Genomic DNA, 19,082 nt, shown 5'->3' on the forward strand with positions numbered 1-19,082 from the left:
CCGGGGAATGCCGTCGGTTCGTTCATTGAAAAGTCAACAAGAGGGAATGACTATGAAAAATTGGACAAAAGGCATCTTTGCAGCCGGCATCATGGCAGCCGCCATGTTCCAGTCTGCATCCGCAGAGACCATCAAGGTCGGCAGCAAGAATTTCACCGAGCAGTTTATCCTCGCCGAAATGTACGCCGCCGTTTTGGAAAATGCCGGCATCACCGTCGAGCGCAAGATCAACCTCGGCGGCACGCTGATTGCTCACCAGGCATTGGTGGCCGGCGAGATCGATCTCTATCCGGAATATACCGGCACGGCGCTCGCTTCTGTCGTCAAGGGTGAGATGTCGACCGACGCCGAGAAGGTTTACACGCAGGTCAAGGATTTCTACGCCAAGCAGTTCAACCTCACCTGGCTGAAGCCGAGCGGCATCAACAATGGCTACGTCATCGTGGTCCGGCAGGAAACGGCGCAGGCCAACAATCTGAAAAGCCTGTCGGATCTCGCCAAGGTTTCCAAGACCCTGGTCTTCGGCGGCGGCGCTGAATTTCCGGACCGCGCCGACGGCCTGCCCGGCCTGAAGCGTGTCTATGACGCCGAGTTCAAGGAGTTCAAGCAGTTCGCCAAGCTCGGTCTTCGTTATGATGCGCTGGAACAGAAGGACATTGACGTCGCCAATGGTGCGGCGACCGACTGGCAGATCGGCTCGAAGAACCTCGTGCCGCTGGCAGACGACAAGGGTCTGTTTCCGCCCTACTATGTGGCCCCGGTTGTCCGCCAGGACGTGCTGAAGGCCAATCCGAAGGTTGCCGAACTGCTGGAAGCGGTCGGCACCCATCTCGATAACGAGAAAATGCGCGTCCTCAATGCCAAAGTCGAGACCGATCACGAGGAAGCCAAGGACGTGGCGGTCGAATTCCTCAAGGAAAACGGCCTGCTGCCGAAATGATCGTCACGCCCGCGGCCGGGTATCCATCCGGCCGCGATCTGGTGCGGTCATCCTTCATAGGGTTTTGTTCGAAAATCCGTCCGTTCAGCAGCCGGACAGGAATGTGGAGAAGCGGGAAATGCAGGAAATCTGGATCGATTATCTCAACGCCCTCGATGCCAAGGCGCTGGCGCTGACGAATGACGAGATTCTCGATGCGGTGTCGAAAGCGCTGGATGCGCAGGGCAGGGGCGAAACCGTCATCGAGCCGCGTGTTCATCTTGTGCCGGAGAGCTCAGACAAAGGCCATTTCAACGTGCTTCGCGGCTATGTCAAAGCGCTGAACTACGCCGGCGTCAAAGTTGTCGGCGATTTCGTCGACAACTATAAGGTCGATCTGCCCTCGGAGCTTGCGGTCCTCAACCTGTTCGACCCGAACACAGGCGTGCCGAAGGCCATCATCGACGCGACTGCTATCACCGACATGCGCACCGGCGCCGTGACCGCCCTCGGCGCAAAATATCTCGCCCGCAAGAACAGCAAGATTCTCGGCCATATCGGCGCCCGCGGAACCTCTTACTGGAATGTCCGCCTTCTCGATCATCTCTTCGACTTCGATGAAATCCGCGTGCATTCGCGCCGCCCGGAAAGTCGCGATGCCTTCGCAAAGCGCCTTGAGGCGGATCTCGGCAAGAGGATCATCGTCACCGACAATTGGCAGGATTGCCTCAGGGGCGCCGATATCATGGTCGAGGCCAGCCGCCTGCCGGAACCGGCGCCGCTGTTCAAGACGGAATGGGTGAAGAAGGGAGCCTTCGTCGTGCCCTATGGCACGATGAGCGCGCTTGAATTCGATCTCACCGATATCATGGACAAGGTCGTCGTCGACGATTGGGGACAATGCGGCCCCGGCAAGCCTTTCGGAGCACTTCGCCGTCACGTCGACGAGGGCAAGGTGACGGCCGAGAACTTGCATGCCGAAATCGGCCAGATCGTCTGCGGCATGAAACCCGGCCGCGAGAGCGACGAGGAGACGATTCTGTTCTGGCATCGCGGCCTCAGCACGACCGACGTGGCGCTCGGCGCCGCCATGGTCGACAAGGCTAGAGAGATGAACATCGGCCAGCGGCTACGGTTCGCATAGTTGCCATGGTGATGTCCAAGCCGATCGCCTGTTCGAGAATGTACAATCTCAGTCCGCGTATTCGCGGCCTGTGGGACGCGCTGTTTGCGCTGGTCAGCCTGCATTCCGGCATCGAGCTCGAGATCATCGCTCATGCAGCACCGGCGCCGCTGTCGGAGCTATGGGGCAGGCCGGACATGGGGCTGGTCTTTATGTGCGGCTATCCGTTTTCGCGCATGTCCGAGCGCTTAAGACCGGCTGCCCTTGCTGCACCCGTCTCGAGCGAAGCATGGTCTTTGGACCAGCCGTTCTATGCCAGCCACATCCTCGTCGCCTCCACCGGGCCGGTGAACGCGGTGGCGGATCTCGCTGCGGCACGCTGGGGCTGGACCGTGCGCGATTCCCAATCGGGCTACCACGCGGCGCGCTCCTACCTTGCCAGCCGATTTGCGGGCACGATGAAGCAGAGCACGACGGTCGGACCACTGCTCAATCCCTCAGGCATCGTCGCAGCCCTCAAGGATGGCAGGATCGAAGCGGGCGCGATCGACGCCTATGCCTTCCAATTGTTGTCGCTGCACGAACGCGACGCCATCGATGGTCTTCGTATTCTGGCGACGACCGATCCGCTTCCCGCGCCGCTATTGGTTGCCGCGCAAACATTGCCGGCGGACATTGCCACAGCGTTACAGCGCAGCCTCGTGACGTTGCATGAAACGCCTGAGGGAGCGGCAGCTTTGGAACGGCTGGGCCTCAGGCGATTTTCAGTGGTCGCTCCGTCGGCCTACGATGTCCTGCCGCAGAGAGCCGACGACGCCGATCGCAGATTGGGGATCTCATGGTAGACAGGCGAACGAGCGCCCGTACGCGGAGGTCTCGACGATGAAGTGGGTCCCTAAACACCTCGATCGGCTATTCGAAGCGCTGTTGGAGCACCTGTATCTCGTTTTTTCCTCGGTCGGCATTGCCCTGGTGATCTCACTGATCGTCGGGATCTGGGCGGCAAGGCGGCCGCGGAGCTTCGCGGTAATCATCATCTTCACCGGTATCCTGTTCGCCGTGCCGAGCTTGGCGCTGTTTGCGCTTCTCATTCCGATCATGGGGATTGGGGCGGCACCCGCCATTGCCGGTCTTGCCGCCTACTCGCTGATGATCCTGATCCGCAATATCGGCATGGGGTTTCAGGCAATTCCGCGTGACATACTCGAAGCTGCCGATGGCATGGGCTACGGCACGGCGCGGCGGATTTGGGAGGTCGAGCTGCCGCTGGCGATGCCCTATATCGTCGGCGGTATCCGCATTGCCATGGTGACGGTCATCGGCATCGCGACCGTTGCCGCCTATATCAATGCCGGCGGGCTCGGCGTCATCATTTTCGAAGGCATCGACCAGCGGTTCCCCGAAAAGATCATCGCCGGCGGGCTGCTGACGTCATTTCTGGCGCTCTTTGCCGACTACTGTTTTGCATCCTTCGAAAAGCTGCTGCGCCGGCGCAGTGGAGGTAAAGCCGCATGATCGTTATCGATGCATTCAGCTGGATCTTTAACAACTCCGGTAGCTTCTTCAATGCTTTCAATCGCCATCTTCTGATGTGCGTCCTATCGCTTGGTATCGCTTTCGTCATTGCCGTGCCACTCGGATTTGCCGTTGCACGGGCACCTCGCGCCGCCTTTGCAGTGGTCAATATTGCCGGCGCCTTGCGCTCCATACCGAGCCTTGCGATTCTGTCGGCGGCGATGCCGTTTCTCGGCATCGGATTGTTGCCGTCGGTGGTCGCCCTCATCGTCCTTGCCGTGCCGCCGCTGCTGTTGAGCACGATCATCGGCATCCGCGAGATCGACGCCTCGGTGATCGATGCGGCCGATGGAATGGGCATGAGCGCCGGACAGATGCTGTGGGAGATCGAACTTCCTCTGGCCGTTCCGTCGATTTTGTCAGGCGTCAGGACGAGTGCCATCCAGGTCATCGGCGGGGCGGCGCTGGCCTCCTTCATCGGCGGCGGCGGGCTTGGCGATTTCATCAATGCCGGCATTGCGATCATGAACATGCCGCGCCTTCTCGTCGGAGCGGTTCCGATAGCCGTGCTCGCGATCTTTGCGGAATTGGCGTTCGGCGCCCTGGAGCGCGTCTTCACTCAACGGCGCTAGGCGGCCGAAAGCGGATATCAGGATGATTCATCTCGACCATGTTACGAAGAACTACGACGGAAGCGGCCAGCATGCGGTCGACAATCTCGATCTCCTGATCGAGACCGGTACGACGGTTGCCCTGATCGGCCCTTCGGGCTGCGGCAAGACCACGACCATGCGCATGATCAATCAGTTGGAGACGCCTACGACGGGACGGGTGCTGGTCGATGGCAGAGATATCGCCCGGGTCGATCAGAAAGAACTGCGCCGCAGCATCGGCTATGTCATCCAGCAAGTTGGTCTGTTTCCGCATATGTCGATCGCGCGCAATGTCGCGACCGTACCGCGACTTCTCGGTTGGGAAAAGGCGCGCAGCGATCGCCGGGTCGATGAGCTGCTGGATCTCGTCGGCCTTGATCCGGCCATCATGCGGCAGCGCCTGCCACACGAATTGTCGGGCGGGCAGCGTCAGCGCGTCGGTTTCGCGCGTGCGCTCGCCGCCGACCCTGCCATCATGCTGATGGACGAACCGTTCGGTGCCATCGATCCGATCACCCGCGTTCGGCTTCAGGACGAATTCCGCGATATTCTCAGGAAGGTGAAGAAGACCGTCGTCATCGTCACCCATGACCTCGATGAGGCGATCAAGATGGGTGATCGCATCGCCATCATGCGGGATGGCCGCCTCCTTCAATATGATACCCCGCAGGAAATCCTCGCGCGTCCCGTCAATGAATTCGTCGAGAGTTTCCTCGGTCCCGACCGAGCCATAAAGAGGCTGAGCTTGATTGCCGTATCGATGATCATGACCGCGCCGGAACCGTCCAACGGCGATGCCGAGATCGCCGCTGATGCCACGGTTCACGACGCCTTGGCGCTCATCCTCTCCGGCGAGATGCCGGGCCTGCACGTCAGAGCCGCGGATGGGACGCTTGCGGGATATTTGTCTCGTGACACTCTATTGCGCGCCAATCGGCTGTAGAGCATCCAGCATAGTACGCAGCGGTCTTGCGCCCGGAATTGCACCAAACCAAAAAAGATAAAGCGTTTCCATGGCGCGGGGAAATCGGAAGTGCTCCGGCTGGGTCGTTTGCCGAACAGGGCGACATCGCCAGGCGCCACGACGACCGGCATGAACCCTTCGACCGCTCGCAGGCGGGCATCGACCGCTACACGAGCGGATAGAGTTGAAATATATTTCACAGCATGAATTATATTGACAGCACTCTGCCGTTGCGATTATCTGCCCATACCGGACTTCGAGGAGGAACTCCGGTCTTCAATGGATCATCGGCAGCCGCTGAGGCGCCGCCGGATATTTGGGAGGGGCTTCGGCCTCGAGGAGGAAACTTGCGCAAATTTCTAAGCACGACCGCATTGGCGGTCCTTACATCGACGCTTTTCGCCGGCGCGGCCAGCGCGGACGCGGAAAATCCGTTCCGCTGCAAGCCCGGTGAAAAATACGTCATGAACGTCATGGTATCGGGCGTCGAATATTGGTTCCCGGTCTATGAAATGTTCAAGCAGGCCGGTCAGCAGCTCGGTTGCGAGACCGCCTATACCGGCACGCCGGAATATGACGTCAACAAGCAGATCGCCACTTTCGACCAGGCGCTGGCCCAGAACCCGGCCGGTATTCTCGTTCACCCGATGAACTCCGACCCGTTCATCGAGCCGATCAACCGGGCGATCGACCAGGGCACGGCGGTCGTGACATTCGCAGCCGATGCGCCGCTTTCGAAGCGCATCTCGTTCGTCACGTCGGACAATACCCGCGAAGGCACCTATGCGGCCGACGCGATTGCCGAAAAGATGGGTGGCAAGGGTGAATATGCCGTTCTCGAAAATCCGGGCCAGGACAACCACGACAAGCGTATCGCCGCCTTCATCGCCCGTATGGAGGAAAAATATCCTGATATGAAGCTGGTTGGTCGCGCTGCGTCCAACCAGGACCCGAACAAGGCCTATCAAGGCCTGATGAGCTTGGTGCAGGCACATCCGAACATTGGCGCCGTCTTCATGCCGGAAGCGAATTCAGCCATCGGCGCTTCGCAGGCCAATAAGGAAAGCGGCGGCAAGATCCTCGTGATGTGCGCCGACGTCAACGCCAATATCCTTGACATGATCAAGGCGGGCGAAGTGTTCGGCTCGATCAACCCGAACCAGGGCATGCAGGGTTACATGGGCTTCATGCTCCTGTGGCTTGCCAAGCATCCGGAACTCATCGACCCGATGAACGACGCCAAGCGCGTCGGCTTCAATCCGATGAGCATTCCGTTCGTCGACAACGGCTTGTCGATCGTCACGGCTGCCAATGCCGACGACTTCTACTGGGACAAGTATCTGAAGCGGCGGGGCACCAAAGGCATCGAGGAGTAAGCCTTTGTGCCGGCTGTCCGGGGGCAGGAAACTCCGGACAGCCACCGCGAGCGTGAGGAGGAGACGATGATGGCGTCGGTGCCGGTTCTGGAAATCCGCAATGTCAGCAAGCACTTCGGTGCGGTGAAGGCGTTGACGGAGGTGAGCTTCAGCCTGGAGAAGGGCGAGGTTCATGCGCTTTGCGGCGAAAACGGCGCGGGCAAGTCGACGCTGATGAACATCATTGCCGGCGTGCTGCAGCCGACCGAAGGGGACGTTCTCGTCGATGGCGCGCCGGTAAAGGTGACGTCGCCGGCCGTGGCGCAATCACTCGGGCTTGGCCTCGTGCATCAGGAATTCGCGCTCTGCAACGATGCGACGGTGGCCGAGAACATGTTCATGGCCGCGACCAACCGCCGCCGCTCGCCTTTCATGAATTATGGCAGGCTGGAGCGGGATGCGCAGGTCGTGATGAACCGTCTGGCGCCGATCGACGTGCGCCGCAAAGTCGGTGACCTGTCGATTTCCAGCCAGCAGCTTGTCGAGATCGCCAAGGCACTGACGCTCGATTGCCGGGTGCTGATCTTCGACGAACCGACGGCGGCTTTGACGGAATCGGAGACGCAGGTCCTGTTCGGAATTATCCGCGACCTCAGGGCGCAGGGTATTTCAATCATCTATATCAGCCACCGCATGGCCGAAATCTTCAGCCTGTGCGACCGGGTCACCGTGTTTCGCGATGGCCGTTATGTATCGACGGAGAAGGTGGCGGATTTGACACCGGATGATGTGGTGCGCCGCATGGTCGGGCGCGAGATCACCCAGCTCTATCCGGAAAAGCAGGCGCTGGCGGAGCGGACCGATGAGATCATCCTGAGCGTCCGCGATCTCGGCGACGGCAGCCGCTTCACGAATGTGAGCTTCGCACTGCGCAAAGGGGAAATTCTCGGCGTCGGCGGGCTGATCGGCTCGGGCCGCACCGAGATAGCCGAAGGTATTTGCGGGTTGCGGCCGGTAACTGGCGGCGAGGTGCAACTGCATGGACAGCGGCTGCGGGCGCGCTCTTATGCGCAGGCAGCGCAAGCGGGGGTCGTCTACCTGTCGGAAGACCGGAAAGGCTCCGGCATTTTCCTCGATCTTTCCATTGCCCAGAACATTGCCGTTCTCGATTTGAAATCGCTGACCGGACCGCTGGGACTGTTGAATTCCAAGGCCGAGGCGGATCGTGCCCACAACCTGGTCCGGCGGCTCGGCGTGCGGATGGGTGGCATCGACATGCCAGTCTCGTCGCTGTCGGGCGGAAACCAGCAGAAGGTGGCGATTGCCAAGCAACTGGCGGTCGATCCCAAGGTCATCCTGATGGACGAGCCGACCCGCGGCATCGATGTCGGCGCCAAATCGGAAATCCACCGGCTGTTGCGCGATCTCGCGCGCTCCGGCATCGGCATCCTCGTCATCTCGTCGGAACTGCCGGAGCTTCTCGGTCTGTGCGATCGGGTGCTGGTCATCCACGAAGGCACGGTTGCAGGCGCGGTCGAGGGCGAGGCGATGACGGAAGAAGCGATCATGCGGCTCGCCTCGGGGATCGGCGGCCACAACAATTCAAAGGCATCAGAGCATGCCGCTTAGGGAAAAAGCAGGGGCAGGAGACAGGGTCATGGCGGACGCTACATTGGCAACGGCACATCAGGCACGCGCGCCCGGCTGGAAACGGCTGTGGACGATGCGCGAGGCGGGACTGATCGCGATCATCCTGGCGCTCTGCATCGTCATGAGCTTTGCCTCGCCGCATTTTCTGACGCTCGGCAATTTCCGGGCGATGCTGATGTCGTTTTCGGTGGAAGGGATCGTCGTCGTCGGCATGACCATCCTGTTGATCGTCGGCGGCATCGACCTGTCGGTCGGCTCGGTCGTCTGCTTCTCGATGGTGCTGTCGGGCTCACTGTTCCTGATGGGGCTCGATCCGTGGAGCGCATCTCTGATCGGCATTCTTGCCAGCGGCCTGATCGGCTGCGTCATGGGCTTCTTCGTCACGATCGTTGGGCTCAATCACTTCATCACCTCGCTTGCGGCCATGGTGATCGTGCGTGGTATCTGCCTTATCATCACCAGGGGCACGCCGCTGTCGCTGTTCACGCTTCCACCCTCGTTCAAGGCGGTCGGGCAGGGCACATTCTACGGCGTCCCCTATGTAATCCTGATTTTTGTCGCGGTCGTCGTGCTGTTTGATTTCCTGCTGCGCCGGGCAACCGCCTTCCGCAAGGTCTTCTACACCGGCAGCAACGAGAAGGCGGCGCTCTATTCCGGCATCAAGACCAACCAGGTGAAGTTCTGGGTGACGGTGCTCAGCGCCACGCTGTCCGGTGTCGCCGGGGTGATCTACATGTCCCGCTTCGGCGCCGCGACCCCGACCTTTGGCGTCGGCATGGAACTCAACATCATTGCGGCCGCGGTGATCGGTGGTGCGTCGCTGAATGGCGGCTCCGGCACGATCCTCGGGGCCATTCTCGGTATTGCCCTGCTGTCGGTCGTAACAAGCTCGTTGATCTTGCTCGACGTGTCTGTCTATTGGCAAGACATGATCAAAGGCTGCATTCTGCTTGCCGCCGTCTCGATCGACCATTTCCTGCACAAGCGGAAGGCTGCCTGATATGCCGATAGCCAAGCTCAAACCCGCAAATGCGCCGCGCGAGGAAATCGTCATCGCCCGGCAGATGCACCAGGCTCTGGTGCTGCATTTCCTCGAGGGACTGACACAGGCGCAGATTGCCGATCAGCTCGGCATCTCGCACGCCACCGTCAACCGGCTGATCAAGCGCGGCCGCCAGCTCGGTTTGGTCGAGATCAAGATCAAGTCGCCGGTCGAACCGCTGGTCGATATGGAAGAACGGCTCCGAGCGCTTGGCGGCATCGGCCGCGCCGTGGTGGTGCCGACCGTGTCCGACAATCCGCAGACGGCACTCCAAGCCGTCGGTGAAGCGGCAGCGCGGTTGCTTTTGGAAGAGATCATCGACGGCGATACGATTTGCATCACCGGTGGCAAAGGCGTGAGCGCCGTCGTTGCCGGTCTGCAGCCGCCGCGTCGGTTCAATGTCGAGGTCATTCCAGCAACCGGCTGCGTGCAGGGTAAACACTATACCGACGTCAATCATGTCTCGACCTTGATGGCCGATCGGCTTGGGGGACGTTCCTACCAGATCCATGCGCCCCTCTTTGCCGATGATGCCGAGCAGCGGGCGATGCTGATCAACATGCGTTCCGTCGCAGACGTCTTCAAACGGGCGCGTGAGGCGAAAGTGGCGGTGGTCGGCATCGGCTCGATCCTCTCGGACGATTCGAGCTATTACGACCTGCATCCGTCCTCAAGCACCGACCGCGCCGCGATCGAGCGCTCCGGCGCCTCCTGCGAATTGCTGGCGCATCTGCTCGATGATCATGGCCAGGTCTGTGACTACAGCCTCAACCGTTCGCTGGTGTCGCTGACGCTGCCGGAATTCGCCTCGATCCCCACCAAGATCGGTGTGGCGAGCGGGCCGAACAAGGCAGGCCCGATCCTCAGCGTTCTGCGCGGCAATCATTTGGATACGCTGGTGACCGATGAGGCGACGGGTGCGCGGGTGCTGGCACTGGCGAATGGCGAAGGAAAATGGGCATGAGCGGACAACAACTGACACGTGAGATCGGCAAATCGGGCGTTTCCGCCTCGGCGGTCGGACTGGGCACCTGGGCGATCGGCGGCTGGATGTGGGGCGGGACCGATGAGGCCGAATCCATCGCCGCGATCCAGGCATCGCTCGATGCCGGCGTGACGCTGATCGACACGGCGCCGGCCTATGGGCTTGGACGTTCCGAGGAGATCGTCGGCAAGGCGCTGACCGGGCGCCGCGACAAGGCTGTCATCGCCACCAAATGCGGCCTTGTCTGGCATACGCAGAAGGGCCGTCATTTCTTCGACCAGGACGGCAAGCCGGTGCACCGTTATCTCGGCCGCGATGCGATCCTGCATGAGGTCGAGGAAAGCCTGAGGCGGCTCGGAACCGACTATATCGATCTCTACATCACCCATTGGCAGGATCCGACGACCCCGATCGAGGAAACGATGCGGGCGCTGGAAGACCTGCGCACATCGGGCAAGATCCGGGCGATCGGCGCAAGCAATGTCAGCCCCGACGACCTCAATGCCTATATCGCTGCCGGTGGTCTCGACGCGATCCAGGAGCGGTTCAGCATGATCGACAGGGAGATCGAGGCGGAGCTTCTGCCGCTGACCAGGGCCAACGGCATTGCGACGCTGAGCTACTCGTCGCTGGCGCTGGGGTTGCTGTCCGGCACCATCGGTCCTGACCGCGTGTTCTCAGGCGACGACCAGCGCAAGGGCAATCCGCGCTTTTCGGTCGACAACCGCCAGAAGGCAGCGGCGCTGGCCGACGCCATCCGGCCGGTCGCCGAAAAACACGGCGCCAGCATCGCCCAGATCGTGATTGCCTGGACGCTGGCGCAGCCGGGCGTCACCTTTGCACTTTGCGGGGCGCGCAATCCGGCACAAGCGCTCGACAATGCGCGGGCCGGGACCATCCGGCTGGATGTGGCCGATCTTGCGGCCATCGATACGGCCATAGCGGCGAAACTGACTGACATGGACAGGTAGCGGATCGCCATCATGAAACGGCAAGAGATATTGGACGGGCTCCGCCAGAGCCCGAAGGTGGACGTTTGTGTCATCGGCGGCGGCATCAACGGCATCAGCGTCTTTCGGGAGCTGTCGCTGCAGGGGCTGAACGTGCTGCTTTTGGAAAAACACGACTATTGCTCCGGGGCCAGTTCGGCGCTGTCGCGCATGGTGCATGGCGGGCTTCGCTATCTTGAAAACGGCGAATTCAAGCTGGTGCAGGAATCGCTGGTCGAGCGGGACCGGCTGCTGCGCAACGCGCCGCATTACGTCGCGCCGCTGCCGACGACGGTGCCGGTGTTCGATATCTTTTCCGGCCTCGGCAATGGCATCGTCCGCTTCCTGGGTCTCAGCCGCCGCCCGAGCCGGCGTGGCGCTATCGCCATCAAGGCGGGCCTCAGCATCTATGATTTCCTGACCCGCAAGCGGGCATTGATGCCGCGCCACCAGTTTCGCGGCCGGCGCACGACGCTTGCCAAGTGGCCGGCGCTCAATCCCGACATCAAGAGTTCAGCCACCTATTTCGACGCCTGGGTCAGCCACCCGGAGCGGCTGGGCATCGAGCTTCTGCAGGATGGTATTTCAGCAAAGTTCGGGGCGATGGCGCTGAACTATGCGGAACTGCGGCGGACAGAGGATGGTCAGTACCGTCTCGAAGACCAGATCGGCGGCGCGTCCGTTGCCGTCGAACCAGCGCTGATCATCAACGCCACCGGCGGCTGGATCGACATCGCCAATCAGACCCTGTTTTCGCCGGAAACACGGCCGGCACCACTGATGGGCGGCACCAAGGGCTCGCATCTGATCGTCGACAATGCCGACCTGCGCGACGCGCTCGCCGATCACATGCTGTACTATGAGAACGAGGACGGGCGGATCTGCATCCTGTTTCCCTACCTCGGCAAGGTTCTCGTCGGTTCCACCGATATCCGCGTCGACAATCCGGAAACGGTGCGCTGCGAGGCGGACGAGCGGGATTATATCTTGCAATCGCTCGCCTTCGTCCTGCCTGACATCACCATCCGGCCGGAACAGATCGTTTTCCAGTTTTCCGGCGTGCGCCCGCTGCCGGCCAGCACCGACAGTTTTACCGGGCGCATTCCGCGCGATCATTTCTGCACGGTCGTCGAGCCGAAGGATGGCGGCCCACCGGTTCTGTGCATGATCGGCGGCAAGTGGACGACATTCCGATCCTTCGGGGAACTGGCGGCCGACATGGCACTGGAAAGGCTAGGCAGGCAGCGCCGTATTACGACGACCGATCGGCCGATCGGCGGCGGGCAGGCATTTCCCACCAACGCGCCTGTCTGGCTAACGCAGGTGGCGGCCAGCAAAGGCCTTTCCATCCGGCGCATGGCTGAGCTGTTTGCTCGATATGGCACGGATTCCGAGGCGGTTGCCGGTTTCATCGCGGCGGGCCCCGATGCGGTGCTGCCGCACGCCGGCTACTCGGTGCGCGAATTGCAGTTCCTGATCCGCGGTGAAGCGGTGGAACATCTGGACGACCTGCTTTTGCGGCGCACAACGCTTGCCGTTTCGGGCGAGCTTACGCTCGACATGATGGATGCCGTACTCGACCTGCTGGCGCAGGAAAGGCACTGGACGCTCGCGCATCACGCCCGTGAGCGCGACCGTTTTCTCACCCTTCTCAACGAACGCCACGGCGTCGATGAAGACATGCTTTCCGCAAGGAACGAACCAAGGAGCATAGAATGCGACACAACAGCAAAGTCCGGATGAACCGGCTGTTCGGCGGCGGCCGTTGCCTCGACGTGGCGATCGATCACGGCGTCTGCAACGAACCGTCCTTCCTCAATGGGCTGGAGGATATTCAGGCCGTCGTCAAGGCGCTGGTTTCCGCCGGGCCGGATGCGATCCAGATGAATTACGGCCAGGCGGACCTGCTGCAGGATGTGCCCGGCAAGGACAAGCCGGCGCTGGTCATGCGCATCGACATGGGCAATCCCTATAACCGGATCCGCCACCGCGACATGTGGGCGGTGCTGCAGAACGAGACCGAGCCGTTGATCGGCGCGATCGAAATGGATGCGGCCTGCGTCGTCGTCAACCTGTTCATGCTGCCGGACGAGCCGGACCTGTTCCGCCAGTGCGTGCAGAACATCTCCCGCGTGCGGGCCGATTGCGACAAGTATGGCATGCCGCTGATGATCGAGCCGCTGGTAATGCAGCCGGTCACCGAAAAGGGCGGTTACATGGTCGATGGCGACGCGGACAAGATCGTTACCTTGACGCGGCTCGCCCGCGAGATGGGGGCGGATATCGTCAAGGCGGATCCGACCACCAATGCCGAGGATTTCCACAGAGTGGTGGAAGCAGCCCGTTGTCCGGTTCTGGTGCGCGGCGGCGGCAAGGAAGATCTTCGCGCCGTCTTCGACAAATCCGCCGCCTTGATGCGACAGGGCGCAATGGGCATGGTCTATGGGCGCAACATCTATCAGCACGCCAATCCGAGTGCCGTGGTGCGCGGGCTGATGGCGATCGTGCACGAGGATGCGAGCGGCGAACAGGCCTTTGCGCTCTACCAGCAGGGCTGAGCAGCGATTTCGAATCTTGGGAGGGTTCTGCATGGGAGAGTATCTTTTGGGTCTCGACGCCGGAAACACCGTCATCAAGGCGGTAATTTTCGACCGAGCGGGCAACGAGATCGCGGCTGCGTCGGCAGAGGGACGCAGCCGCATGCCGAGCCCGGGGCATGTCGAGCGGGGTCTGGACGAATTATGGGCGAATGCCCGCCAGGTCATCCGCGCCTGCATTGAAAAGGCAAGGATCCAGCCGGGGGAAATCGCCGCGATCGGTTGCGCCGGGCACGGCAACGGTCTCTATGCGCTTGATCGCGACGGCGCTCCGCTCATCGGCATCCAGTCGCTCGACACGCGGGCGGCCGGGCTGGTCGATGAATGGCGAGAAGCCGGCGTTGGTGACCGGACCTATCCGATTGCCCGCCAGCGCCCGTGGCCATCCCAGACGCCGACATTGCTTGCCTGGCTGAAGCGTCACCGGCCGGAATTGTTCAACCGCATCGGTACGGTGTTCTTCTCCAAGGATTTCGTCGTCAACCGCCTGACCGGCCGCCGCGTCAGCGAAGTATCCGACATGTCGGGGGCCGGTCTGCTCGATCTTGCCGCGCGCCGCTACGACAAGGCGCTGATGGAAGCCTATGGACTGGGCGATTGCATGGACCTCTTGCCGCCACTCATCGAAAGCGCCGACATTGCCGGCACGGTAACGGACGAGGTGGCGACGCAAACCGGGCTCGCCGCCGGTACGCCTGTGGTCGGCGGGCTGTTCGACGTTGTCGCCTCGGCGCTCGGCTCGGGCGTTTCGCGCACCGGCAGCGCCTCGATCATTGCCGGCACCTGGAGCATCAACCAGGTCGTTATAGACAGTCCCGACCTCGACGGGCCGGTCTTCATGTCCTCGACCTTCGATCGCACCCGCTACATGGCGATGGAGAACAGCGCCACCTCGGCTGCCAATCTCGAATGGCTGGTGCGGGAGTTCTTCGAAGGCGAGCATGCGGCAGGCGTTTCGGCCTTCGATGCCTGCTGCGCACTGGCCGGGGCGATCGAGCCCGCGGCAGACGACCCGCTCTACCATCCCTATCTCTATGGCGCCCAGCAGGACGGCCACGCACGCGCCGGCTTCTACGGCATTGCCGGCTGGCACACCAAGGGGCATCTCGTTCGCGCGCTTCTCGAAGGTGTCGCCTTCGGTCATCGCCAGCACATCGAGACGATCCGAAAGGCCGGAGCGGTGTTCAACGAGGCGGTGCTCTCCGGCGGCGGCTCGCGCAGCCTGATCTGGCCGCAGATCTTTGCCGATGTGCTCGGCGTACCCGTCACTGTCGCCCGCTCGCGCGAAACCGGTGCGCTGGGGGCGGCGATTGCGGCTGGAACCGGCGTCGGCGTCTTCGCGGACTTCGGCGCTGGTGCTGCGGCCATGGTCCGGACCGAGCGGCATTATCGCCCGGATGTCTCGCTTGAGGCGCATTATGCGCGGCGCTACGCTCTCTATCTGGATATCGCCGAGGCAATGGCACCGCTCTGGCGGCGTCTGACAGCGGTCCCGCCGGCGGCAGCGGGGGCGGCGGCATGAACATGCGTGTCGATGATGCGGCCATTGATGCGGGAAGCTACGATTTTATCATCGTCGGCGCAGGATCGGCGGGATGCGTTCTGGCCAACCGGCTGTCGGCCGATCCGAAAACCCGTGTCCTGCTGCTCGAAGCCGGCGGCAGCGACCGGTATCATTGGGTGCATGTGCCGATCGGCTATCTCTACTGCATGGGCAATCCACGCACCGATTGGATGATGAAGACGGAGGCGGAGGCCGGACTGAACGGCCGGTCATTGCCCTATCCGCGTGGAAAAGTGCTGGGCGGCTGCTCGTCGATCAACGGCATGATCTACATGCGCGGCCAGGCGGCCGATTACGATGGTTGGCGCCAGGCGGGTAATTCCGGCTGGGGCTGGGACGACGTGCTGCCCTATTTCCTGAAATCCGAGGACAACTATCGCGGCAAGTCGCCAATGCACGGGGCAGGCGGCGAATGGCGGGTGGAAAAGCAGCGGCTTTCCTGGCCGATCCTCGATGCCTTTCGCGATGCCGCCGAAGAACTGGGTATCCCGAAGACCGACGATTTCAACGATGGCGACAATGAAGGCTCGGGCTATTTCGAGGTCAATCAGCGCGGCGGCCTGCGCTGGAACACGAGGAAGGCCTTTCTGCGCCCGGCGATGAAGCGGCCCAATCTGCGTGTGCTGACCGGCGCCGAAACCGAGCGGCTGGAATTCGACGGCAGAATGGTGACCGGCGTGCGGTTCCGGCTGAACGGGCAGAACCATCTGGCTCGCGCCGGTCGCGAGGTCATTCTGTCTGCCGGTGCGATCAATTCGCCGAAAATCCTGGAGCTTTCCGGGGTCGGTCGCCCGGATGTGTTGTCCGCTGCCGGACTGGACCTCGCCCATGAACTTCCGGGTGTCGGCGAAAACCTGCAGGACCATCTGCAAATCCGTACGGTCTTCCGCATCGAGGGCGCAAAGACGCTGAACCAGCTGTATCACAACCTGTTCACCCGGGCGGGTATGGGGCTTGAATATATGCTGCGCCGGTCCGGGCCCTTGTCGATGGCGCCGAGCCAGCTCGGTATCTTTGCCAAGAGCGATCCGGCCGTTGTGACCGCCGATCTCGAATATCACGTGCAGCCGTTGAGCACCGAGCGGCTCGGCGAGCCGCTGCACAAATATCCCGCCGTCACCGTCTCCGTCTGCAATCTGCGGCCGGAGAGCCGGGGGACCGTGCATGTTGGCGGCCCGGACTTTTCCGTGGCGCCGGAAATCCGCCCGAATTATCTTTCGACCGTCGGCGACCGGATGGTTGCGACGAAATCGATCCGGCACGCCCGCCGGCTCATGGAGGCGGGTGCGATCGCCAAGTACCGGCCGCAGGAGATGCTGCCGGGCATGGAATACCGGACTGACGAGGAACTGATCCGTCGCGTCGGCGATATCGCCACGACGATCTTCCATCCGGTCGGTACCTGCAAGATGGGGAGCGACACGATGGCGGTTGTCGATCCGCAATTGCGGGTGCATGGGCTGGCGAAACTGCGGGTGGTCGATGCCTCGATCATGCCGACGATCGTGTCGGGCAACACCAACTCGCCGGTGATAATGATTGCCGAGAAGGCCGCGAAAAGCATTCTATCAGGGGCGTGATGTGATCAGCTCCTCGCATTGTCTAAAGCGAATGCGTGGAACATCCTCTGTCAAGGAGAAAATGCTCTGGTTGCCGCCACTGCGCTGGCATGATCATCGTCACGCGTCATATTCGGGATTTCCAGGGCGCGGACGTTAAACGACACGCCCAGACCTCGATCGCCGGCGTTTCGGCTTAAAGCATGTGGCGCAAAACTGTGCAGCGGTTTCGCGACCACGACATACGTAACACAAAGACATAAAGCGCGAAGATCACGACGCGCTTTAGAGTACGGAGGCATTCGCGCCCACGTCTCGTGAGGATGAGCCCAACCCGCTCAACGCAGGCTGGGCCGCCTTCGATTTCGATCAGAGGGTCGAGACGTTCTCAGCCTTCGATTTTCCGGTCTTGCGATCCTGTCCAACTTCGAAGCTGACCTTGTCGCCTTCGCGGAGCGACCCGCCGCTCTGCAGCGCAGACACGTGAACAAAAACGTCCTGTCCGCCACCCTCAGGGGTGATGAAGCCGAAGCCCTTGTCGTCATTGAAGAATTTAACGGTACCTGTCGGCATGAGATAACTATTTCCTTGTATCGTTCAGCGATTTGCGAAGGCGAAACTATAGCTTCGGAGCTTCTCTATCAACCCTTTAGCACGCCAGCGGCGCTTTGAACGCAAAAAGATATCAGCTCCGACGAAGGTCAATGCGGCTCGTAACAACCGATCGACCTGTAGCGGGGTCGGTATCGACGGTTGTGAGGCGCATGCCCGATGCCCCGGTTTTTTCGATCATCATCTGCGCACGTCGATCGCCATTGACCTCTTTCGCCCATTTGATCGCGAGGCTTATGGCATTGCCGGCGCGTTTTCCGCCAAGACCCGCGGTGCCGGTGCCCGCGCCCACGTAGGAGCCGGTGTAGGTGTCACCGCTGGCCCTGAGGTTGGCGCTGATGACGCGGGAAAAAACGACGAGACTGGTGCAGCGCCCATTGAGTGCAAGGGAGCTTGCATTCGCGTCCGACTTGAAACGGCAGGTGACTTTCATGGTGGGTGCATTTGTCCGCACTTTCACCGTACCGTTGCCGCTCCAATTTCCCGCCAGTGTTTTGAGGAAGGCAGACTCATCGGCTTTGGCGGCTCCGGCCATGAGCATTGACGCCGTCGCCGCGGCGATGGTGCATGAAAGGACCTTGATCATCTGAGTAACTTTCGGGCCGCGTAACATCCGCATCATGACACTCGGCTCTTCGAGGAGGAAGCTGTCATATAACCGCTCGGCGATGATTTGGTTCCGTATGGGAGGCATTGACCGCGTTCCCAACGCAGCGCGCACGTTTTCAACAGGATCAACCTACCAATGCTGCCCATGCGCGCTGAAAGGGATTGCCGATCGCCCGCATCAGGCTTTAGATCGGTCTTACACAATGAGGTTGTGCAACCTGGCCCGTATCACTCTCTGCGAGCGTAAAACGTGTTCCACCCATCGCCGTCACGGTTGACCCTGTGTGCGTCCCATTCAAGAGCCAGCCCTGCCTGCTTGATGCACAGCGCGAAATCGTCCCGGCGCCAGTAGGACATGTGGTAGGCGCCGCTCGTCTCTCCGTCCCCATCACGCATCGACACCAGGAAGACACCTCCCGGGCGTAGCGCGGCGACGATCTTTTCGAGAACCGGGCCGGTCTGGTCACGCGGCACATGTATCAGGATACAGAGAGCGACCACCGCGTCATAGGGTCCGCCGAGGTCGTCGGTGATGACGTTGAGGAGCTCGCCCTTCTTGCCGCGCGCGGCCTGCAGTTCCAGAAACCGTCGCGTCGCATCGGTTCGCCTTACCGAAACGCCCTGTGTCTCCAGGAAATCCGCATCCCATCCGGCCCCGGACCCGATCTCAAGGATCTGGCCACCCTTGCCGGCGGCGGTAGCTACCTGACGCAGTGCCGCCTCGAGGCTCGGCCAGGGAAACTGATCAACGATGCGACTATAGTCATCGGCGCAACCTTCATAAGAATCGATCGTACGTTGGGTGTTGGCCAAGGTGGTGGAAGGGATGTTCATTTGACCTCCGGATGTTCGCATTTTGGGCGCCGCTCGGGCGCGCCATATAAGCATCCTCGGCCTAAGGCCGGCATAAGCACATCAGGCAACATGCCTAGACAATCAAATAGGA

At 61.4% G+C, this 19,082-nt stretch carries 18 protein-coding genes; 15 read left to right on the forward strand and 3 right to left on the reverse strand.

From position 1 onward, the window contains the following. Positions 1–52 precede the first annotated feature (52 nt). From OLZ32_RS16575 to OLZ32_RS16645, 15 genes are all read left to right on the forward strand, one after another. Positions 53–940 (forward strand): glycine betaine ABC transporter substrate-binding protein, encoded by an 888-nt coding sequence (locus OLZ32_RS16575; RefSeq protein ID WP_003550056.1) that lies wholly within the window; start codon positions 53–55, stop codon positions 938–940. A gap of 118 nt (positions 941–1,058) precedes the next feature. After that, entirely contained in the window at positions 1,059–2,063 is a 1,005-nt protein-coding gene (locus OLZ32_RS16580) for an ornithine cyclodeaminase family protein (protein WP_264397258.1), read from the forward strand. Positions 2,064–2,068: 5 nt separating this feature from the next. Continuing rightward, positions 2,069–2,887: a phosphate/phosphite/phosphonate ABC transporter substrate-binding protein gene (locus tag OLZ32_RS16585; protein ID WP_017991373.1), complete on the forward strand. Its 819-nt coding sequence runs from the start codon at positions 2,069–2,071 to the stop codon at positions 2,885–2,887. A gap of 37 nt (positions 2,888–2,924) precedes the next feature. Next, the gene (locus OLZ32_RS16590; RefSeq protein WP_017991372.1) at positions 2,925–3,557 is read left to right on the forward strand and encodes an ABC transporter permease; all 633 of its coding nucleotides are present in this window, start codon (positions 2,925–2,927) and stop codon (positions 3,555–3,557) included. After that, entirely contained in the window at positions 3,554–4,189 is a 636-nt protein-coding gene (locus OLZ32_RS16595; protein ID WP_017991371.1) for an ABC transporter permease, read from the forward strand. The genes OLZ32_RS16590 and OLZ32_RS16595 overlap by 4 nt, the downstream gene beginning before the upstream one ends. A 22-nt stretch (positions 4,190–4,211) precedes the next feature. Then, entirely contained in the window at positions 4,212–5,153 is a 942-nt protein-coding gene (locus tag OLZ32_RS16600; RefSeq protein WP_017991370.1) for an ABC transporter ATP-binding protein, read from the forward strand. A gap of 368 nt (positions 5,154–5,521) precedes the next feature. After that, positions 5,522–6,550, forward strand: a complete 1,029-nt coding sequence (locus OLZ32_RS16605; RefSeq protein ID WP_003550068.1) for a substrate-binding domain-containing protein — start codon at positions 5,522–5,524, stop codon at positions 6,548–6,550. 69 nt (positions 6,551–6,619) lie between these two features. Beyond that, positions 6,620–8,158 carry a sugar ABC transporter ATP-binding protein gene (locus OLZ32_RS16610; protein WP_020486861.1) on the forward strand — a complete coding sequence of 513 codons (1,539 nt, stop codon included), beginning with the start codon at positions 6,620–6,622 and terminating at the stop codon, positions 8,156–8,158. A 28-nt stretch (positions 8,159–8,186) separates the two neighbouring features. Further along, entirely contained in the window at positions 8,187–9,179 is a 993-nt protein-coding gene (locus tag OLZ32_RS16615; protein ID WP_017991368.1) for an ABC transporter permease, read from the forward strand. 1 nt (position 9,180) lies between these two features. Continuing rightward, entirely contained in the window at positions 9,181–10,185 is a 1,005-nt protein-coding gene (locus tag OLZ32_RS16620; protein WP_017991367.1) for a sugar-binding transcriptional regulator, read from the forward strand. Further along, on the forward strand, positions 10,182–11,177 hold the full coding sequence (locus tag OLZ32_RS16625) for an aldo/keto reductase (protein ID WP_017991366.1): 996 nt from the start codon (positions 10,182–10,184) through the stop codon (positions 11,175–11,177). Before OLZ32_RS16620 ends, OLZ32_RS16625 begins: the two co-directional genes overlap by 4 nt. Before the next feature lie 12 nt (positions 11,178–11,189). Further along, the gene (locus tag OLZ32_RS16630; RefSeq protein WP_017991365.1) at positions 11,190–12,938 is read left to right on the forward strand and encodes a glycerol-3-phosphate dehydrogenase/oxidase; all 1,749 of its coding nucleotides are present in this window, start codon (positions 11,190–11,192) and stop codon (positions 12,936–12,938) included. Continuing rightward, positions 12,911–13,753 (forward strand): class I fructose-bisphosphate aldolase, encoded by an 843-nt coding sequence (locus tag OLZ32_RS16635; RefSeq protein WP_032986786.1) that lies wholly within the window; start codon positions 12,911–12,913, stop codon positions 13,751–13,753. Before OLZ32_RS16630 ends, OLZ32_RS16635 begins: the two co-directional genes overlap by 28 nt. A gap of 31 nt (positions 13,754–13,784) precedes the next feature. After that, positions 13,785–15,314: an FGGY-family carbohydrate kinase gene (locus OLZ32_RS16640; RefSeq protein ID WP_017991363.1), complete on the forward strand. Its 1,530-nt coding sequence runs from the start codon at positions 13,785–13,787 to the stop codon at positions 15,312–15,314. Next, positions 15,311–16,936: a GMC family oxidoreductase gene (locus OLZ32_RS16645; protein ID WP_264397259.1), complete on the forward strand. Its 1,626-nt coding sequence runs from the start codon at positions 15,311–15,313 to the stop codon at positions 16,934–16,936. Before OLZ32_RS16640 ends, OLZ32_RS16645 begins: the two co-directional genes overlap by 4 nt. Positions 16,937–17,284: 348 nt before the next feature. Here OLZ32_RS16645 and OLZ32_RS16650 read toward each other — a convergent pair whose 3' ends face one another. The 3 genes from OLZ32_RS16650 to OLZ32_RS16660 all read right to left on the reverse strand — a co-directional run bounded on the left by OLZ32_RS16650 (position 17,285) and on the right by OLZ32_RS16660 (position 18,970). Next, positions 17,285–17,488: a cold-shock protein gene (locus OLZ32_RS16650; protein WP_003550088.1), complete on the reverse strand. Its 204-nt coding sequence runs from the start codon at positions 17,486–17,488 to the stop codon at positions 17,285–17,287. A gap of 112 nt (positions 17,489–17,600) precedes the next feature. Continuing rightward, positions 17,601–18,221, reverse strand: coding sequence for a hypothetical protein (locus OLZ32_RS16655; protein WP_017991360.1), 621 nt, complete (start codon positions 18,219–18,221; stop codon positions 17,601–17,603). A 143-nt stretch (positions 18,222–18,364) separates the two neighbouring features. Continuing rightward, complete coding sequence (locus OLZ32_RS16660) at positions 18,365–18,970, reverse strand: class I SAM-dependent DNA methyltransferase (RefSeq protein WP_017991359.1); 606 nt, start codon at positions 18,968–18,970, stop codon at positions 18,365–18,367. Positions 18,971–19,082 lie beyond the last annotated feature (112 nt).

Origin of the sequence: Rhizobium acaciae, assembly GCF_025941625.1 — a bacterium.
Classification (GTDB): Bacteria; Pseudomonadota; Alphaproteobacteria; order Rhizobiales; family Rhizobiaceae; genus Rhizobium; species Rhizobium acaciae.